This is a genomic window from Arthrobacter sp. D5-1 (assembly GCF_017357425.1).
Lineage (GTDB): Bacteria > Actinomycetota > Actinomycetes > Actinomycetales > Micrococcaceae > Arthrobacter.
On sequence record NZ_CP014571.1, the window covers coordinates 4196900 to 4216050 of the forward strand.

18 protein-coding genes are annotated in these 19151 nt (G+C 63.3%); 11 read left to right on the plus strand and 7 right to left on the minus strand.

Annotated elements, in window-relative coordinates; genetic code table 11:
• Positions 1–35 precede the first annotated feature (35 nt).
• Positions 36–1271 (plus strand): pyridoxal phosphate-dependent aminotransferase, encoded by a 1236-nt coding sequence (locus tag AYX22_RS19360; RefSeq protein WP_207595122.1) that lies wholly within the window; start codon positions 36–38, stop codon positions 1269–1271.
• Between the two features lie 69 nt (positions 1272–1340).
• Here the strand turns inward: AYX22_RS19360 and AYX22_RS19365 are convergent, their stop codons facing one another.
• Positions 1341–2378, minus strand: coding sequence for a zinc-dependent alcohol dehydrogenase family protein (locus tag AYX22_RS19365; protein WP_207595124.1), 1038 nt, complete (start codon positions 2376–2378; stop codon positions 1341–1343).
• A 93-nt stretch (positions 2379–2471) separates the two neighbouring features.
• Between AYX22_RS19365 and AYX22_RS19370 the strand changes: the two genes are divergently transcribed.
• Both AYX22_RS19370 and AYX22_RS19375 read left to right on the plus strand, forming a co-directional pair.
• Positions 2472–2930 carry a carboxymuconolactone decarboxylase family protein gene (locus tag AYX22_RS19370; protein ID WP_207595126.1) on the plus strand — a complete coding sequence of 153 codons (459 nt, stop codon included), beginning with the start codon at positions 2472–2474 and terminating at the stop codon, positions 2928–2930.
• A 17-nt stretch (positions 2931–2947) separates the two neighbouring features.
• Positions 2948–3847: a sigma-70 family RNA polymerase sigma factor gene (locus tag AYX22_RS19375; protein WP_207595128.1), complete on the plus strand. Its 900-nt coding sequence runs from the start codon at positions 2948–2950 to the stop codon at positions 3845–3847.
• A 93-nt stretch (positions 3848–3940) separates the two neighbouring features.
• Here the strand turns inward: AYX22_RS19375 and AYX22_RS19380 are convergent, their stop codons facing one another.
• Both AYX22_RS19380 and AYX22_RS19385 read right to left on the minus strand, forming a co-directional pair.
• On the minus strand, positions 3941–4396 hold the full coding sequence (locus AYX22_RS19380) for a hypothetical protein (protein WP_207595130.1): 456 nt from the start codon (positions 4394–4396) through the stop codon (positions 3941–3943).
• A gap of 20 nt (positions 4397–4416) precedes the next feature.
• Positions 4417–6372 (minus strand): primary-amine oxidase, encoded by a 1956-nt coding sequence (locus AYX22_RS19385; RefSeq protein ID WP_207595132.1) that lies wholly within the window; start codon positions 6370–6372, stop codon positions 4417–4419.
• A 126-nt stretch (positions 6373–6498) separates the two neighbouring features.
• On the opposite strand from AYX22_RS19385, the gene AYX22_RS19390 reads away from it, so the two are divergent.
• Positions 6499–7089, plus strand: coding sequence for a TetR family transcriptional regulator C-terminal domain-containing protein (locus tag AYX22_RS19390; protein ID WP_207595134.1), 591 nt, complete (start codon positions 6499–6501; stop codon positions 7087–7089).
• Here AYX22_RS19390 and AYX22_RS19395 read toward each other — a convergent pair.
• Positions 7086–7727, minus strand: coding sequence for a LysE family translocator (locus tag AYX22_RS19395; protein ID WP_207595136.1), 642 nt, complete (start codon positions 7725–7727; stop codon positions 7086–7088). The genes AYX22_RS19390 and AYX22_RS19395 overlap by 4 nt on opposite strands.
• A 161-nt stretch (positions 7728–7888) precedes the next feature.
• On the opposite strand from AYX22_RS19395, the gene AYX22_RS19400 reads away from it, so the two are divergent.
• Positions 7889–9301, plus strand: coding sequence for an aldehyde dehydrogenase family protein (locus tag AYX22_RS19400; protein ID WP_207597657.1), 1413 nt, complete (start codon positions 7889–7891; stop codon positions 9299–9301).
• 403 nt (positions 9302–9704) lie between these two features.
• Positions 9705–10562, plus strand: coding sequence for a prephenate dehydratase (locus AYX22_RS19405; RefSeq protein ID WP_207597658.1), 858 nt, complete (start codon positions 9705–9707; stop codon positions 10560–10562).
• Between the two features lie 422 nt (positions 10563–10984).
• On the opposite strand, the gene AYX22_RS19410 is transcribed toward AYX22_RS19405, so the two are convergent.
• Positions 10985–11164, minus strand: a complete 180-nt coding sequence (locus AYX22_RS19410; protein ID WP_207595138.1) for a hypothetical protein — start codon at positions 11162–11164, stop codon at positions 10985–10987.
• A gap of 376 nt (positions 11165–11540) precedes the next feature.
• Positions 11541–13712 carry an MMPL family transporter gene (locus AYX22_RS19415; RefSeq protein ID WP_207595139.1) on the minus strand — a complete coding sequence of 724 codons (2172 nt, stop codon included), beginning with the start codon at positions 13710–13712 and terminating at the stop codon, positions 11541–11543.
• Between the two features lie 166 nt (positions 13713–13878).
• Here AYX22_RS19415 and AYX22_RS19420 point away from each other — a divergent pair, with 166 nt between their 5' ends.
• The 5 genes from AYX22_RS19420 (at position 13879) to AYX22_RS19440 (ending at position 17918) form a co-directional block, all read left to right on the plus strand.
• The gene (locus AYX22_RS19420; protein ID WP_207595140.1) at positions 13879–14385 is read left to right on the plus strand and encodes a MarR family transcriptional regulator; all 507 of its coding nucleotides are present in this window, start codon (positions 13879–13881) and stop codon (positions 14383–14385) included.
• Between the two features lie 29 nt (positions 14386–14414).
• Positions 14415–15230: a methyltransferase domain-containing protein gene (locus AYX22_RS19425; RefSeq protein WP_207595141.1), complete on the plus strand. Its 816-nt coding sequence runs from the start codon at positions 14415–14417 to the stop codon at positions 15228–15230.
• 102 nt (positions 15231–15332) lie between these two features.
• Positions 15333–15692, plus strand: coding sequence for a YciI family protein (locus tag AYX22_RS19430; protein WP_207595142.1), 360 nt, complete (start codon positions 15333–15335; stop codon positions 15690–15692).
• Between the two features lie 3 nt (positions 15693–15695).
• Positions 15696–16916 carry a sigma-70 family RNA polymerase sigma factor gene (locus AYX22_RS19435; RefSeq protein WP_207595143.1) on the plus strand — a complete coding sequence of 407 codons (1221 nt, stop codon included), beginning with the start codon at positions 15696–15698 and terminating at the stop codon, positions 16914–16916.
• 18 nt (positions 16917–16934) lie between these two features.
• Positions 16935–17918, plus strand: a complete 984-nt coding sequence (locus tag AYX22_RS19440) for an aldo/keto reductase (RefSeq protein ID WP_207595144.1) — start codon at positions 16935–16937, stop codon at positions 17916–17918.
• A 28-nt stretch (positions 17919–17946) separates the two neighbouring features.
• On the opposite strand, the gene AYX22_RS19445 is transcribed toward AYX22_RS19440, so the two are convergent.
• Positions 17947–19002 (minus strand): DNA polymerase IV, encoded by a 1056-nt coding sequence (locus AYX22_RS19445; RefSeq protein WP_207597659.1) that lies wholly within the window; start codon positions 19000–19002, stop codon positions 17947–17949.
• Positions 19003–19151: the final 149 nt, after the last annotated feature.

The following is a 19151-nucleotide window of genomic DNA, read 5'->3' on the forward strand; positions in this document are numbered from 1 at the left end:
TGCCCGGCCGGGCCGGTGCCATGAAAAGATCAACCATGCGTCCGATGCAGCACTCCAGCAAACTCCAGAATGTCCGCTACGAACTCCGTGGACCCATCCTCCAAGCGGCCAAGGCCATGGAGGCCGAGGGGCATCGTATCCTCAAGATGAACCTTGGGGACACGGCGCCGTTTGGGTTGGAGGCGCCGGAGTCCGTTGTGGTGGACATGATCCACCACCTCCGCGGAGCCCAGGGGTACAGCGACTCCAAAGGCATTTTTTCCGCCCGAACCGCCATCTCGCAGTACTACCAGACCCGCGGACTGATGACCATCGGCGTCGAGGATGTTTTCATTGGCAACGGCGTCAGCGAGCTCATCTCCATGACCCTGCAGGCCTTCATGGAGAACGGCGACGAGATCCTTATCCCTGCCCCGGACTACCCTTTGTGGACCGCGGCCGTGACGCTCACCGGCGGCAACCCCGTGCACTACCTGTGCGATGAGGATGAGAACTGGTGGCCGGACATGTCCGACGTCGAAGCCAAGATCACCCCCCGCACCAAGGGCATCGTCATCATCAACCCGAACAACCCCACCGGCGCCGTCTATCCGCGCCACATTCTGGAGCAGTTCGCCGCGCTTGCCAGGAAGCATGACCTCGTCCTGTTCTCGGATGAGATCTACGAGAAGATCCGGTACGTGGACGCACCGCATATTCATACGGCGGCTGTTGCTGACGACGTCTGCGTCCTGACGTTCAGCGGGTTGTCCAAGGCGTACCGCATGCCCGGATACCGGGCAGGTTGGGTTGCCGTCACCGGCCCGTTGACGGCCACCGCGGCCTATCGGGAATCCTTGGAGCTGCTGGCCTCGCTGCGATTGTGCGCCAATGTCCCAGCCCAGCACGCCATCCAAACCTGCCTGGGTGGATACCAAAGCATCGAAGCGCTCATTCGTCCCGGCGGCCGGCTCCGCGATCAGCGGGATCTGGCATGGAAACTCCTCACCGCGATCCCGGGCGTCAGCTGCGTTCCGGCAGCCGGCGCCATGTACCTTTTCCCGAAGCTGGATCCGGAGATCTACCCCATTGAGAGCGACGAGAAGTTTGTCCTCCAACTCCTGCAGGAGCAGAAGATCCTGGTCTCACACGGCACCGCCTTCAACTGGCCCACGCCGGACCATTTCCGCTTCGTGATCCTGCCCGCCGTGGAGGACATCGAGGAAGCAGTGCGCCGGATCGACCATTTCCTCGCCGCCTACCGGAACCGCCCTGCGAACGCTCCCAAATAAGTCGCAATTAAGCGCGTTCTGATCGCTCAAAACGCGCTCTGCTGCTACTTCCTTGGGCGCCCGCGCCCCTTACCGGGCAGGGTCCACCATGGTCATGCCGGCAGGGTTGGCCTTGTCGAAGCCCGGCAGCAGTGCAGCAGCTTCTTCCAAGCCAATGGTGCGTTCGATGAGCATCTGCGGCTGGAGGGCACCCTGTTCAATGAGCGACATCATGCCCGGATAATCCACCGCAGCCATGCCGTGGCTGCCCAAGAGGTCCAGTTCCCAACCGATCACACGGGCCATGGGCACTTGCGGGTTGCCGTCGATGGACGGCAACAAGCCGATCTGCACATGCCGGCCTCGTCTGCGGAGGCTGAGGATCGCGTCGGCGCAGGTCTGTTCACTTCCGACGGCGTCCACCGCCACGTGGCTGCCTCCGCCGGAAAGGGCATTGATTGCGGCCGGAATATCCGTACCATCAGCGAGGACAGTATGTTCGGCGCCCAAGCGTGCAGCGACGGTCAGAGCCTCGGGGTTCCGGTCCACGGCAATCACTCGTGCGCCCATGGCCTTGGCGATCATCACAGCGCTCAACCCCACACCGCCCGCGCCAACCACAGTGACCCATTCACCGGCTTTCACCTGCGCACGGGCTGCCAACGCTCGGTATGCCGTGGCGAAGCGGCAACCGAGGCTTGCCGCCGTCGTATATTCAATGCTGTCAGGAATGGCAACCAGGTTGCTGTCGGCGGCGTGCAGGGCCACAAATTCGGCGAAGGAACCCCAATGGGTGAAACCGGGCTGCTGCTGGTCCGGGCAAACCTGGGCATCGCCGGCCAAGCACCATTCGCACGTGCCACATCCGCAGACGAAGGGCACGGTGACGCGGTCGCCCACCTTCCAATGCTGGACGCCTTCCCCGACCGCGTCGATGACACCGGCGAGCTCGTGACCCGGCACGTGGGGCATTGCGATGTCATCGTGGCCGGCCCAAGCGTGCCAGTCGCTGCGGCACATGCCTGTCGCCAGCACTTTCACCACCACGCCTCCAACGGGAGCCTGGGGCTTGGCTACTTCCCTGACGTCGGGCTGGGTCCGGACCTCATCAAAAACTACGGCGCGCATCGATCGACTCTAACAATGTGCCGCAGCTGTCACACTTTCGGTCCAGCATCCGACATCCCTGATGTAAGGCACCATCTCTGAAGGGACGTCAGCATGACCCGCATCAATATCGGCCGCAGCAACAAACTCGGCTACGCCGCCGTCATCGGGCTGGAAGGCTATGCCCGCAAGTCAGTCGATCCAGATCTGTATGAACTGATCAAGCTCCGCGCCTCCATACTCAACGGCTGCGGCTTCTGTGTGGACATGCACGCCACGGACGGCCGGAAGCGCGGAATTCCGGAGAGGAAGCTGCATGCCGTGGCGGCGTGGCAGCATTCGAAAGTGTTCTTCGACGCCCGCGAACAGGCCGTACTTGCCCTGACGGATGCCGTAACCCAGCTGGGCCCGGAGACAGTCACGGACGAGATTTGGAACGCTGCTGCCACCCACTTCGACGACAGCCAGATGGGCGGCCTGATTCTCGCCATCTCCACCATCAATGTGTGGAACAGGATTGCCGTCAGCACGCAGATGGAGCCGCCGGTAGATGAGAAGAACCCGATCGTCTGAAAGGTAGCGTTGGCAGCATGACTCTTGCGGTGTCAGCCACGTCGGCGTGGCAGAGTGAACGGAATCGCCTCCTCGGAATCGCTTACCGAATGCTGGGCGACTTCGGGCATGCGGAGGACGTGGTTTCCGAGGTGGCGATCGACGCCGTGCAGCGGGAACGCAAATCCGAAGCGGCCAGCGTGGATTCCTGGCCGGCGTGGCTGACAACGGTGTGTGTTCGGCGCTCTGTTGATCGGGTACGGCAACTCGCCGCAGTGCGCGAGGAGTACACCGGGCCTTGGCTGCCCGAACCAGTGGATGTGTCCAAACTTCCGGAAGAAACCATAGCCAACCGCGAACTCCTGTCCTTGACCCTGCTGCATCTGGCCGAACAATTGGCGCCTGAGGCCAGGGCGGCGCTCGTGTTGCACCGGGCCTTCGCAATGTCCGCCCCGGAAATTGCGGACATCCTGGAAAAATCCCCTGCCGCCATCCGCCAGATGATTTCACGGGCCGAACGTCGCCTGGAGATCGATCCTGAAGCCCCCGCTCCCCGGGCCAAGGATCGCGCGGCCTTGGAGAAGCTGGTTCGTGCCATCGAGCAGGGTGAAATCGACACGGTTGTCGCCATGCTGGATCGGGACGCCGTCCTCTGGGCCGACGGCGGCGGCAAGGTCAAGAGCGCCATGAACCCGCTGTTCGGGGCGGCCAGGATTGCACGGTTTTTTGCGGGCATCCTCGGCAAGGCGGTGGTTTTCGATCCTGCGCAGCCGGTACGTGCTTGGGTCATCGAGGTCAACAGCGATGCGGCCTTGGCGCTCAGGCATCATGGCCGCTCCGACATCCTGGTGATCGACACCGCCCCGGATGGCAGAATCCGTGAGCTGCGTCAGGTGTCCAACCCGGACAAGCTGACACGGGTCTCGCTGGACGGGTAGCTCAGGCGTTGCTTCCTGACCTTCTTTGGATTCCGTGTTGAGTGTTCTCAACCTGCTCTGGTTGAGTTCCCGCGGCCACTCCGGCAAACAGGGTCAGGACGCCACAGCTGCCCGGCGCCGCAGGCGTGCTACCAGCGTGGCGGCGAGTAACGCCGTCGTGATTTCCAGTCCGATGACCAGCAACAACCCGGCAGAGCCGGAGGAAACAACTGTGCCGGACGTATCACCAACGTTCGACGACGGCCTGCCGCCGTGGGCGTGGCCGGCACCGCCTGCTCCGAAGAGCAGGACAGCGTGAAGTCCCACCATGGCCACAGCGGACATGGTCACTTGATGCAGGGCACCAACCCGGCTGTGCCGCCAAATGTGGACCGTGCACGGGACGCAGACCGCCGCCAACCCGATCATGAGGATGCCCAACCAGGCGTCGTGGTGTCCCGAGACGGCGAGCCACAGGTGCACCAGGCAAGAGACAGCCGTGAGGGCCGCGCACATCCGGGGGTGCAGGACAGGCCCGGATGCCCGGACCTGTCCCGCGACGATTGCCATTATGGGTGTCCAGATGCGCTTTAGTGACAGTGCCCGGCGGGCTTGCCGTGTTCTTCGGCGGAAGCGGCGGCCTCGGCGTGGCAGCTCGAACCCGAGGCACTGGCCGGTACGTCCAACACCGGGCTGCGGTCGAAGAACCCTTCGGGGCGCAGTTTGAAGCCGACGGTGTCCACGGGCATGATCGGCCAGTCCTCCACGCGGGGGAAGTGCGTAAGGCCGAACGTGTGCCAGAGGACGATGTCCTGGCCGTCGATGTCGCGATCCTGGGCAACGTAGGCCGGCAAACCGGCACCGCCGGAGTGTTGGTTCACGAAGTCGCCCGTGGGGTAGCGTTCCTCGTCGGCGTAGCGGGTGACCCATACGTCCTTGGTGGCGAAGGCCGCGCGCTTCGCTATGGAGGAACCGGGGTCGGCCAGCAGCGTGGGCTGGTTCTCGGCGTGGAGTTTGTAGCCGACGGGTTCGCCGAGGCGGTTCTTCGATTCCGGGTTGGAAATGATCCAGGTGCGGCCCGCGCGTGCGTCTGCTTCGCGGACGGCCTCGGACTCTTTGGTGAGGACGGTGCGTTTGCGGGAGAACGCATTGCCGCGCTCATTCCCTTCGCCCATGGCTTGGCGGACCACATCTTCTTCCTCCACACGGTTGGTGAAGCCATCAATGGCCATGTCCAAGCGGGCGCTGAAGAGGTGCTGGTGGAAAGGGGCACCTAGGCCGGGAGCGAGCTGGGAGATGTTGTCCGAACCGCCCTCCGGGAAGGCGCTGGTAAACACGACGCCGGTGGCCTTGGCTTCGAATTCGATGGTGCCGTCCAGGTAGAGGTACCAGTAGAAGCCGTAATCGTAGTTGCCGATGGTGGTGAAGAAGGAGATCACCAAGCGGCGGTTGCGGCGGGTGTAGTTGATGCCGGACCAGAGGTCGGAGTGCTTGGAGAGGATGCCCCAGTCTTCCTCGTGCATGCAGATGGCGTTGCGGATTTCCCGGGGGTTGCCGAAAGCGTCGCTGATGACCGGGCTCAAGTAGGTGATGTCACCCAGGCAATCGCAACCGAGTTCCAGGGAGTTGGCGTACTGGCCCACCAGGTACTCGCCGGTGTCGAAGTAGTTCTGCCAGGACCGGATGGGAGAGGGATCGCCGTAGGGAACCACCATCTCAGCGATCGAGGCACGGTTGATGATGGGGCGCTTCTTGTCGCCATCCTTGAACGACAGGTTGTGGAGGACAACTCCTTCCCGGACATCGAAGCCGACGTCCACGCTCCACTTCTCCCACTCCACGTGATTCCCATCCGTGACCGTGAAGCTCGGACCCTCAGGCTGGGTGATGCTGATGGGCTTCTGCGTGGTGCGAAGCGGGCCCGTCAGTTCGGGATCCGTGTAATTCCCGTGCTCCGCGGGGATGGGCATCACCCCAAGATCGATGACCTGGGTGACTTCCTTGTTGACCACATCCACGTAAGCCACCAGGCCGTCCACGGGGTGGGCCCAGGCGCTGTCCTCCGGGAAGTCCTGCACAAACGCAAGACCGCGGAGGATGCGGCGGCCTTTCTCTTCGGCGTACTCAAAGACGCCCGCGGACAGCGGAGCCACGCGGACCTTTTCAACGTCCAGGTCCCGGGCTGCCAGCGCGGTCAGCCAGCGCTCATCAGTAGCGAGGAGCGTCTCGACAACCTCGAATTCTTCTTCGAGCACGGGCAGTTCGCCGGAAACCTTGGTGTCCAGTTCCTTGGCGGACACCAGCTCGCCGCGGGTCACCGAAACAAGGACGTCCGTGGGAGCTCCGCCCGAGATGTCGTGGATGAAGACGCGGAATCGGCGGTCCTCCTCACTGGCACCGCGGGAAGGGTCCACCAGCCCAAGGTAGGCGATCCGGTGTCCGTCACCAAGGAGGCCGGCGGCTTGGAGAATCCCCTGCACTTGGGAGATTTCGGCCCCTGTTGCCAGGCCGTACTGGTTTACTGTCTCAGTTGCTGTGGGCGTCATGGCTGCCTAGTGTTCCGGGACCTATGATGGGTCAGGATTTATTTTCTATAGGTGTAGAGAATAACCAAAACGTAAGATGGGTCACAAGACCTTTCTGCCAAATATTTTTTTCCGGGAGCCCACTCAGTGCCAAAGATTGTGGACCACGATCAACGACGCCTCGAACTGGTTGACGCAACGTGGCGGATCATCGCAAGGCTCGGCATGGAAGGTGCCACCATGCGGGAGATTGCCGAGGAAGCAGGCTTCGCCAACGGCGCCCTCAAGCCCTACTTCCCCACCAAGGACCTGCTGCTGACATCCGCTTTCGGCCACGTCTTCAACCGCACCAACCAGCGCATCGCCACCATGACCGAGGGGCTGTCAGGCGTCGCTGCGCTTCGCGCGTTCTGCGCTGAAGTCCTGCCCCTGGATGAGGAACGCGTCAACGAGGCCCGGATTGTGATTCCGTTCTGGCAGAAGGCGCTCAACGACGCTGACATGGCTGCGCTCCACAGCGAGTCCATGAGCCAGTGGCACACCACCATCACCGCGCACACCGCAGCAGCCCGCGCGGCCGGTGAGATCAAAGCCCCCATCGGGGACGCCGCCGTCGCTGACCACTTGCTGAACATGATGCTGGGGGCGCAGATTGTTGTGGCGTTGTCCCCCGCTGAACATTTCTCGCAGGATCTTGCGGGGCAGCTGGATAACTACCTCGCGCTGCTTGCCAGCTAGCTGGTGGCGCCCGAGGCCACCACGCCGACGCCAAGACCGGCAATCACACCGCTGCTGACACGTTCGACGACGGTGCTCACCTTGGGTCGTTTGAGCCACCGCATCGCCTTGAATGCGACGACGGCGATCATCGAGAGGTACGCGAAGGCGATCACTGCAACGACGACGCCCAGAATGAGCGAGGTACCCATGGTGTCGCCGCCGTGCGGGATGAACTGCGGGACAACGGCCAGGTAGAACAAGCCAACCTTGGGGTTGAGCAGCGTAGACAGTGCCCCTGCCCCCAGCGCGGAAAGCCTGCTGTACGGGAGGGCCGCCTCCGGTGCAGAACCGTCGGCACCTGCTTTTGCCGCTTTCCGGGATTTGATGAATGATGAGACGCCCAAATACAGCAAGTACAGGCCGCCGGCGATCTTGACCCAACGGAACAATTCCGCGGACTGCTCCAGGATGGCGGCCAGACCGACGCCCACCAACGCAGCCCAGGCAATCGCACCAACGGCAGACCCGGCAGCCGCAGCGATACCAGCGCTGGGCCGGTTCAGCGCGATCCGCAGCACGAGGAATGTGTCCGGACCGGGAGTGACGGACAGGACGAGGCAGAGACCGGCGAAGGCCGCAAGGGAAGCAAGAGTCACAAGCTCGATTATCGGGCACGGCGGCACGCACGGAAAGCGTTCGCTTCCCGTCAAAGGCTGTTCGTGCATAGACAAGGCCCAACTGCGTGACGCCGACCACACTGGAAACACCGGCGCGCGCCTCACCGGCCGCCAAGACTTACTACCCGAGCGGAGTACCAATGGAGACTTACGACGCCCTGCTGGCCTCGATCACCCCGGCCAACGGCCAGAACAGCCGCACCATCCTTGACCCTGCTACGGGTGAAGCCGTTGGCGAAGCCCCCGTGCACACCGTCCAGGATCTTGAAGCAGCCATCACCGCCGCCACGGCAGCGCAACCTGCCTGGGCTGCCCTGGGCCACGACGCCAGGTCAGCTGCGCTCATGAAAGCAGCCGACGCCGTCGAACGCTCCGCGGAAGAACTCGCCCAACTGCTCTCCCGCGAGCAAGGCAAGCCGCTGAACGGTCCGAACGCCCGCTTCGAAGTCGGCGCCTGCGCCGCCTGGCTCCGCGCCACCGCCGCTACCCCGCTCGACCCTGAAACAGTGGTGGACGACGGCGAAACCCGCGCCGAACTGCATTACCGGCCCATCGGCGTCGTGGGTGCCATTGGCCCATGGAACTGGCCCATGATGATCACCGTCTGGCAGATCGCACCGGCCCTGCGCATGGGCAACGCCGTGGTGGTCAAACCGTCCGAATACACCCCGCTGTCCGTGCTGGCACTGGCCTCGATCATCAACGAGGAGCTGCCCGAGGGCCTGCTGTCCGTGGTCTCCGGTGGCCGCGACGTCGGTGAAGCGCTGGCCTCGCACGACGCGATCGGCAAGGTCATGTTCACCGGCTCCACCGCCACGGGCAAGGCGATCATTCGATCGTCGGCCGACACGGTCAAGAGGCTCACGCTGGAACTCGGTGGCAACGACGCCGGCATCGTCCTTCCGGACTCCGACCCCAAGGCGATTGCTGAGGGCCTGTTCTGGGGTGCGTTCATCAACACCGGCCAAACCTGCGCGGCCCTGAAGCGCCTGTACGTCCACGAGTCGCAGTACGAGGCCGTGTGCTCCGAACTTGTCGCCGTGGCTCAGGCCATGCCCATGGGTAACGGCCTGGATGAGAACAACGTTCTGGGCCCACTGCAGAACCGGCAGCAATACGACATCGTGTCCCGCTTGGTGGAAGCCGCTCGCGATTCCGGTGCCCGGGTGCTGATCGGCGGCAACCCCGACGCCGACCAGCCGGGCAACTTCTACCCGACCACTCTCGTGGCGGACATCGACAACGACAACCCGCTCGTCGCCGAGGAACAGTTCGGTCCGGCACTGCCGATCATCAAATACAACACCGTTGATGAGGCAGTCGCCAAGGCGAACGCGCTCGACGTCGGACTCGGCGCCTCGGTCTGGTCCTCAGACTTGGGTGCCGCGCGCGAAGTAGCATCCCGCATCCAGGCCGGCACCGTGTGGATCAACAAGCACGGAGCCGTGGATCCCCGCGTCCCGTTCGGCGGTGCGAAGCAGTCCGGCTACGGCTTGGAGTTCGGAGCCGAGGGCCTAAAGGCACTGGGGGTCCCGCAGGTCATCAACGGCTAACCCCCGCTGCGCTTACCCAAGTAGGTGACAGATAACGTCGCAATGAGCCCTCATAGTGACGTTATCTGTCACCTACTTTTGCTTTCCCAGTGCTCCGCGCTGGCCAGAAGGCTCAACCCATGGGACGCGAGCTGCCACGGCTCTGATGCCAGCACGTTCTGTCCCGGTGGTCCTGCCAGCAGGATGGCCCAAAAGAGCGTGAACAGGCCGATCGTCGTGCCCGCAAACCTTGCAACCCGCTGTTCGTTGACAGTGTTTGTTGCGCTACTTCTGAACGCTGTCGCAGTCGTCATCGGCCGCCCCCAATCCTTGTTGCGAACCTAGGGTCGGTGGCACCCACTTGTCCAGTCACAGGGTGGACGCGGTTGGGAGGCCGGGCGCTCAGCATGTAACCATGAGCATCATGGCCCAGAAGATTGCGTACCAAGGCGAGCCCGGAGCTAATTCGGATCTCGCGTGCAAGGAAATGTTCCCTGAACTCGAGAGCGTGCCTTGCGCCAGTTTTGAGGACGCCTTCGAGCTGGTGTCCACCGGGGAAGTCGATCTGGCCATGATTCCCATTGAGAACTCCATCGCCGGGCGCGTGGCCGATATCCATGTCCTGCTCCCGCAGTCCAAGCTGCAGATCGTTGGCGAGTACTTCCTGCCGATCCGCTTCGACCTTTTGGGCATTCCGGGCAGCACCATCGAGGGAGCTACCGAAGTTCACAGCCACATCCACGCTCTGGGGCAGTGCCGCAGGATCATCCGGGAAGCGGGCCTGAAGCCCGTCATCGCCGGCGATACTGCAGGATCAGCCCGTGAGGTCCGGGACTGGAATGATCCCCGCAAGCTGTCCCTGGCTCCGCCTCTCGCCGCTGGCCTGTACGGTCTCGAAGTCCTGGCTTCCGGCGTCGAGGACGATCCCACCAACACCACCCGCTTTGTTGTCCTGGCCCGGGAACGCGAGCTCCCTACCAAGGAAGAGCTGCCCGGCCCTGCGATCACCAGTTTCGTCTTCCGGGTCCGCAACGTTCCCTCGGCCCTGTACAAAGCACTTGGTGGCTTTGCGACCAATGGCCTCAACATGACACGGCTGGAAAGCTACATGGTGGGCGACGAGTTCGCTGCCACCATGTTCCTCTCCGACGTCGAAGGCCACCCCGAAGACGCCCGTCTCCGCCGGGCCTTGGAAGAACTGGAGTTCTTCACTACCGAGGTCCGCGTTCTGGGTGTTTACGCCGCGGACGGTTACCGGGAACGGAACACCGTCACCGTCTGATCTACCCTTGATACCGGGGGAAATGCTGACGTGAAGAAGAAGTCAAAACAGTGGGATCCACGGATCCTCTACGGCGGAATGATCGCGGTCATTTTGGCCACCTTTGTGTGGATGGCCCACAGCACCTTGCTTGGGGCATCCTTGTTCTTCGCCCCAGGGGCGACTTACACCTTTCTCCTCTTTCGGGTACTGCCCCAGTCATCGCGCGCTTCCATGCTGATGCTCTGTGCATTGCCCTTGGCATCCTATTCAGCGCTTTCGTTTGAAGACGGTCTAGGGATTCCTGCCGCCGCATCGTGGTTCTTGGGTGTCATCGCCGGGGGAATTGCAAGTGGATACCCGTGGTCAGGAAGAAGGAGTCCGGCGGGGAAGAAACCCAGTGGAAGCATCGAAGCCGGCAAGGAATCCGTTGGAGGCCGGCGTCAGGCGCTAATTAATGGATCCTGCGCGGCCGTCTTGATGGGGGCCGGCCTTGCCCACTTCATCTTCCAGAGCCCGACGGCGGCAGTCGGCGCCGTTTTGGCAGGCGCCTTGATCTGCGGCTGGGCGTTGTTCCGGTTTCCACCATCGGCCGCTACCAGGAACGCACTCCTTTTGATCATCCCGGTGGAGTTCTTTTTGCTGGCATTCCTGGGAAGTAATACCAGCCAGATGGCTCTTCCGTTCGTGTGGACGTACGGTGCCCTGGCTGGTGTCCTCTTGGGAGGGAATTATTGGAGCGGCCCGCTTCGGGGCGCACCCCGGCCACCATTCAGCAGCCAGGAGAAACGGCGTCGTAAGCGCAAAAAGGTACGCCGGTCGCGGGACAAACAGAAACAGAACAAGGTGCCCGCGGGGCGCCGTTGACCATCAGGCCACCTTTTTTTGCCATCGTCGGGCGGCGGGAACCGTATTGCTCGCATGAGCACCGAACCCGCCGCCGGACAATGGCGCGACACCCTGCTGCTGGAGCGCCGCTCGCCGGTGGACGGCTAACACCTAGCGACCCACCGGTGCCTCTTCCTCGCGAAGCTCAACCGGGGCCGCCGAAGCCGAACGCCCCAGCTTGCTCGGCCACCAGATCTTGCTGCCGATGTCGTACGCGAGGGCAGGTACCAGCAAAGACCGGACCAACACGGTATCCAGCAACACACCGAACGCCACGATAAAGGCGAGCTGCACCAGGAACATGATGGGGATGACCCCAAGGGCCGCGAAGGTAGCGGCCAAGACCACGCCGGCGGACGTGATGACACCACCAGTAACAGCCAGCCCCCGCAGGATTCCCGGGCGGGTCCCATGCTTCAACGACTCTTCGCGGACACGGCTCATCAGGAAGATGTTGTAGTCCACGCCCAGTGCCACCAGGAACACGAAGCCGAACAACGGCACCGTGGCATCGGCACCCGAGAATCCGAAGACCCCGTTGAACACCCACGCCGAGACACCCATGGCGGCGCCGTAGGAAAGCACCACGGACAGCACCAGCAACACCGGCGCCACTACGGATCGCAGCAGGAGCATCAGGATGAACAGGATGACGATCAGCACAATCGGGATGATGACCACAAGGTCGCGCTGCGCCGTGGTGTTCGTGTCCAGGGCGGTGGCCGTGACTCCACCTACCAACGCGTCGGCGTCAACTTCCTTGACGGCCACCCGCAGCGACTTCACCGCCTCTTCCGCTTCAATGGAGTCCGCGGCCGAGTTCAGCGTCGCATTGATCAGGACCCTGCCCTCGCGCACGGCCGGGTCAGCAGGAGCACCGGGAGCGCCGGTGATGGGCACGTTTCCGTCGGCCAGCAGGTAGGCGTCGCCCACGCCGTCGGCGGCTTTGACCTTGTCCAGCACCTGCTGGGCGGAACCTTCCGAGGCGACCACGACGGCGGGGCTGCCGCTGCCGGCGTCGAAGTGGCGGGCCAATGCTTCCTGTCCGTCCACTGCGTCGGAAGCGGAGAGAATGACGTCCGTTTGAGGAACACCGTTGGCCTTCAACTGCATCAGGCCGGTGGAGGCCGCAAGGAGCAGGAGCACTGAAGCCACCCACACAACGCGCGGCCGCTTGGAGACCAGACGACCCGTGGCGCGCCACAGTCCCTTTTGCCCTTCAAGTCCAGTGACTATCTCAGGTTCGCGTTCGTCGTCGGGCAGCAACTTGGGCCGGAAGGGCCAGAAGGCTGCACGGCCAAGCAATGCCATCAGCGCGGGCAGGAGCGTGAGCGCAGCGAACAAAGAGCAAAGGATGCCGGCGGCGGCCACCGGGCCCAGCGCCTTGTTCGAATTCAGATCGGAGAACAGCAGGCAGAGCAGCGCGATGATCACGGTGGCCCCGGAAGCGAGGATCGGCTCAAACGATGCCTTCCACGCCGTGATCACGGCGTGCGTGCGGTTGGCGGTATGGGTCAGCGCCTCCCGGAACCGGGCCACGTACAACAGCGCGTAGTCGGTAGCCGCACCGATCACCAGAATGGACAGAATGCCTTGGCTTTGGCCGTTGAGCTGGATCCAGCCAGCCTTGGCCATGCCGAACACCAGCAAAATAGCCGCACACAGCGCAAAGACCGAGGTGAACAGCACCGCCAGTGGCAGCACCACCGAGCGGTACACCAGCAGCAGGATCACGAACACGGCTCCCAAGGCAACCAGGAGCAGGATGCCGTCGATCCCGCCGAAAGCGTTGACGAGGTCGGCGGTCAGGCCCGCGGGTCCTGTAACAAAGGCCTTCATGCCGTCGGGCGCTCCGGGCTGGACGACGTCGCGCAGTTCCTGGACTTTTTCGCGGAGTTCATCAGAGGACGCCATCGGAACGATGAACTGGACGGCTTTGCCGTCTTCCGAAGGAATGGGCCCGACGACGGCACTCCCCAGTTTGAGTGCCTCAATGTCGGCTTTCAGCTGGGCTGCTTCGCCCAGTTGGGCCGGGGTGAACGCAGCATCGCTCTCAACGATGACCACGGCGGGGATCTCTTCAGAGTCCCGGAACTTGGCCTGCCAGTCGCCCGCTTCCGTGGCTTCGGCGCCTGCGGGGAGGAACGAGGCCTGGTCGTTGGAGGAAACTTCTTCCAGCCGCCCGAAGGTAGGGCCGCCAATGCCGGCGATGCCGAGCCACGTGATGACCAGCACCACGGGGATCAGCCAGCGCAGCCAGAAAGGTACTTTCCGCGAGTTCATGAGTCCTTCTTCTGTGGGGATGCTTGTTGCCTTTATTCCATCACAGATTATCTCTATGATGGAACTATTCCAAGGGTTGGCTCCATCGGATGCCAAAATCCTTCACTGCTGGGAGTAATATCCGGAAGGCAGTAATCACCAGACAAACGCTGGCAGGAGGGCGGATATGTCGGACACACCAGCCACGCGCCCCGAGAACGCAGCCCCCCAGGAACTGGTGCGGCTCCTCCAGGACTTCACCCTCGAAGCCAACCACTACGTTGACGCAGCAGGTGGCCGGAACGACATGCACCGTACGGACCTCAACGCACTCGCCGTCATCATGCGCCACTCCGCGGCCGGCAAAGTGGTCACGCCGGGTGTTCTCCGCGCCGAACTCCGGCTCAGCTCCCCCGCCACCACGGCCTTGGTTGATCGCCTGCATGCCTCCGGGCACGTGGTGCGCGAACGGCTCGGCACGGACCGCCGACAGGTCCAGCTGCAGATGACACCCAAGGCGTATCGAGACGGAAGCGCCATGTTCATGCCACTGGCCATCCGCATGGGCAAGGCCATGGCTGCCTACAGCTCCGAGGAACTGGAGCTTGTCACCCGCTTCATGACGGACATGGTGGAAGCAACCCTCGCCGCGCGCGAGGAAGCATCCCAACCCGAGGCACCGCGCTCCACCTAAATCCACCTTCCAAGTTGTAGCGTTTCCCTATGAACGCGCAGCAGCCTGAAGATGTCTATACCCACGGACACCACGAGTCGGTTGTCCGGGCCCACGCCTCACGGACGGTCGAGAATTCGGCCGCGTTTGTGATTCCCCATCTCACCGCCGGGACTTCAGTACTCGACGTCGGGTGCGGACCGGGGAGCATCACCTGCGATTTCGCCGGGCTCGTTGCGCCAGGGCAAGTGATCGGTTTGGACCGTTCGCCGGATATCGTCGCCCAGGCCACCGAGCTGGCCACTGAGCGTGGCGTTGACAACGTGACCTTCCGGACCGGCAACATCTACGATCTCGACTTCGAGGACGAGTCCTTCGACCTCGTCCATGCCCACCAAGTCCTCCAGCACCTCACCGATCCCGTGGCCGCCTTGCGCGAGATGCGGCGGGTGGCCAAGCCCGGTGCGATCGTGGCTGTGCGCGACGCTGATTTCCACGGCATGAGCTGGTACCCGGAAGTTCCGGAGCTCGACGACTGGATGGAGCTCTACCAGAAAATCGCCCGCCGCAACGGAGCAGAACCCGACGCCGGCCGACGGCTAGTTTCGTGGGCCCAGCAGGCTGGATTCACCCAGGTGGCTCCCACCAGCAGCAACTGGCTCTACGCCACGGCGCAGCAGCGCGCCTGGCAATCCCGGGTCTGGAGCGAGCGGGTGCTGCATTCCGCATTTGCCGAGCAGGCGTTGGAGTACGGTTTCGCCAACGAAGCAGACCTCGCCCGGATCGCCGCGGGCTGGCACCGCTGGGGAGCCACCGACGACGGTTACTTCCTCATCCCCAACGGCGAGGTCATTGCGCGGGCCTGAAACTTTTGAAAAAAAATTCCCGAGCCATGTAGAAAAGTCCACCGCAGTTCCGACCCATGAGTGAAGGCACCCACAATGGGCGCCCCTCACAAGGAGTTTGAGATGAAATACATGATCATGATGTTCGGGTCTGCCGAGGGCATGATGGCGACTGCCGATCCGGAGTGGATCAAGGAAATGATCGGGTTCATGATCCAGATCGATAAGGACCTGACCGAGTCCGGTGAGCTCGTTTTCAACGCCGGGCTGGCCGACGGCAGCACCGCGAAACTCGTCAAGCAGACCCCGGACGGCGTCATCACCACCGACGGCCCCTACGCCGAGTCCAAGGAATCACTTGTGGGCTACTGGGTGGTTGATGTCGCGAGCGAGGAGCGCGCGGTGGAAATCTGTTCAAGCATTGTGAAGTACGCGCAGGTAGTTGAGCTTCGCGCCATCCCGAACGGACCGCCGGAGGTCTAGCGTTTGACCGAACCTTCACCGGAAGCACGAATCGAGGACCTGCTGCGCACCTTGGCTCCGCAGGTCCTCGGCGTGCTGGCGAGGACTCACGGCCAGTTCGATGTGTGCGAGGACGCCGTCCAGGAAGCACTCCTTGAAGCCTCCCTGCAGTGGCCAACGGCCTTGCCGGACAACCCGCGGGCCTGGTTGATCGCCGTCGCAAGCCGCCGTTTAGTGGACATCTGGCGGAGCGAAAGCGCCCGGCGCGTCCGGGAGGAACGCGCCACAGCCATCGATTTCCAAGCAGGTCCAGTCCCGGAGGCAGACGACACCCTTACCCTCATGTTCCTGTGCTGCCATCCAGCCCTGTCCGCACCATCGCAACTCGCCTTGACGCTTCGCGCAGTTGGAGGACTCACGACGGCGGAAATCGCCTCCGCCTTCCTGGTCCCGGAAGCGACCATGGGACAGCGCATCAGCCGCGCGAAACAGGGGATTCAAAAGGCGGGAGCCACTTTCAGCATGCCGCCGGCCTCCGAGCGGAAGGCGAGGCTCGGCGTCGTACTTCATGTCCTGTACCTGATCTTCAACGAAGGTTACGCGGCAAGTTCCGGTCCATCCCTCCAGCGGGAGGACCTCACCACGGAAGCGATCCGGGTGACACGCCTGCTGGTGGGCGCCGCACCGCATGAGCTTGAGGCGAGCGGCCTGCTGTCGCTGATGCTGCTCACGGATTCCCGGCGGGCGGCGCGTGCTCTGCCGGACGGAACACCGGTGCCACTGGCCGAGCAGGACCGAAGCCTTTGGAATCGGGAACAGATGGAGGAGGGCATCGCGCTGTTGTCCTCCGTGCTGGGGCGTGGGGCGGCCGGGCCATATCAACTTCAGGCGGCCATCGCTGCCGTTCACGCAGAGGCCGCCTCAGACGAAGAGACTGACTGGCCACAGATTCTAGCCCTCTACACAGTCCTTGACGCCGTCGCACCCAGTCCCGTGGTCACACTGAATCGCGCGGTAGCTGTGGCCAGGGTGCATGGGCCGGTCGCTGGCCTGGAATTGTTGGTCGGACTGGATAGGGCGCTGGGTCGGACGCACCGCTTGGACGCCGTGCGGGGCCACTTCCTGGAGATGGCCGGCTCGTACAGTGAGGCCCGCGCGGCCTACCTCTCGGCCGCCAAGAAGACCGGAAGCCTGCAGGAACGAAAGTACTTAATGGGGAAAGCAGCGCGGATGGACGAGCATTAAGCCCATATAGTCGAACCCATGGAACAGCGCATACTTGGCAAGACCGGCCGATCCGTCTCCACCGTGGGACTGGGAACCTGGCAACTCGGAGCCGACTGGGGTTCAGTCACCGAAGAAGACGCCTTTGCCGTCCTGGAAGCCTCCGTACAAGGCGGCGTCAACTTCTTCGACACTGCAGACGTCTACGGTGACGGCCGCAGTGAGCAGTTCATTGGCCGCTTCCTTCGCGCCAATCCGAACCTGGACATCACGGTCGCCACCAAGATGGGCCGTCGGGTGGATCAAGTCCACGGGAATTACGCTCTGGAGAACTTCCGGGCCTGGACCGACCGCTCTCGGCGCAACCTGCAGCAGGACACCCTGGACCTCGTTCAATTGCACTGCCCTCCCACGTCCGTGTACAGCAGCGACGAAGTCTACGATGCACTGGACACCTTGGTCAGCGAGGGCGCCATCCGCAACTACGGCGTCAGCGTCGAGCGCACGGATGAGGCACTCGAAGCCATCAGGCGCGGGAACACCGCTTCCGTGCAGATCATCCTCAATGCCTTCCGCTTGAAACCCCTGGATGAAGTGCTGCCCGCAGCCAAGGAAGGGGGCGTTGGCATTATTGCCAGGGTGCCGCTGGCCTCCGGTCTGCTGTCCGGGAAGTACACGCCGGACACCGAGTTCCCTAAGAACGACCACCGCAATTACAATCGCGACGGCTCTTCCTTCGACGTCGGCGAGACCTTCTCCGGCGTCGATTTCGCAACGGGCGTCAAGGCGGCGCAGGAGTTCAGCGGATTAGTGCCCGACGGCGTCAGCACCGCCCAGGCGGCCCTCGCCTGGGTCATCGCCCAGGATGGCGTCACATCGGTCATTCCCGGTGCGCGCTCCGCTTCGCAGGCAGCGGCAAATGCCGAAGCCGGTGGTTTGCAGGCTGTGGGGGCCGGGCTCACGGACGGTGTCCGGGACATCTACGACCGGTACTTCCGCGAAGCGATCCACCCGCGCTGGTAGTTGATGGGCCGCCGTCGGGCGCTGGCTGTTACCAGCCGCTGCGCGTCGGTGTGTGTCCCTTACGGGCTTCCTCGGGCATGGACATTTCTGCACGCAGTCCGAGGAGCCGGATGGGACGGTCCGGCTCCATTTTTCCGGTGAGGTCCAAGGCCTGCGCGAGGACTTCTTCCCTGTCGAAAGTCTCAGGAATCTTCCTGGCGTAGGTCTTGGTGAAGAACGGTGCGTAGCGGACTTTCAACGTCAGCCCAATCACGGGGCGCCCCTCCGCTGCGACGTCTTCCAGGACGCGGGCGGTCAGTTCCTTGATGGCGTCGCTGATCTGGGTGGGCTCTGTGAGGTCCTGCTGGAACATGGTCTCGCGGCCATGGGCGCGGGCGACCCACGGAGTGTCATCCACTTCGCTGGAGCCCTCACCGCGACCCAACTGCGCGTACCAAGGGCCCATTTTGGGGCCAAACTCCGGGACCAGGGCCTGGGGGTCGGTTGCGGCGAGCTCTGCCACCGTGGTGATTCCGTGCTTCGCCAGCCGTTGAGACACCTTGCTCCCCACGCCCCACAATTCCTTGGTGGGCTTTTCACCCATGACGTCGAGCCAGTTCTCCTTGGTCAGCCTGAAAATTCCTGCGGGCTTGCCAAAATCCGTGGCATTCTTGGCGCGGACCAACGTGTCACCGATGCCCACACTGCAATGCAGCTGGGTTTGCTCGAGGACGGCGGCCTGGATCTGCCGGGCATATGCGTCCGGGTCGTCAGTTTCGACGCCGACAAAAGCCTCATCCCAGCCGAGCACTTGAACCGTGGCTCCCGGCTGGGCGCGCAGCGTGGTCATCACTACGTCCGAGGCCGCCAGATATGCCTCTTGATCTACCGGCAGGATGATTGCGTCGGGCACTTTCCGGGCAGCAATCCTGAGCGGCATCCCCGAGCCGACGCCGAACGCCCTGGCTTCGTAAGATGCGGTGGACACCACAGCCCGTTCCGTGGGGTCGCCCCGGCCACCGACGATGATCGGTTTGCCCGCGAGCTCGGGCCGCCGGAGTATCTCGACAGCGGCAATGAACTGGTCCAGATCGACGTGCAGCACCCACGGGATTCCGCTCACGGCACCAGTTTGCCCTACGGCGTTGCTTCCTGACCCTCTTTGATCCGCGGGAGCTCGGAAAACAACCCATTCCAGGTGTATTCGGCCTCGTCAGTCGCCAAAAGAGGCCAGGAAGCAACGCGTCGGAAGAG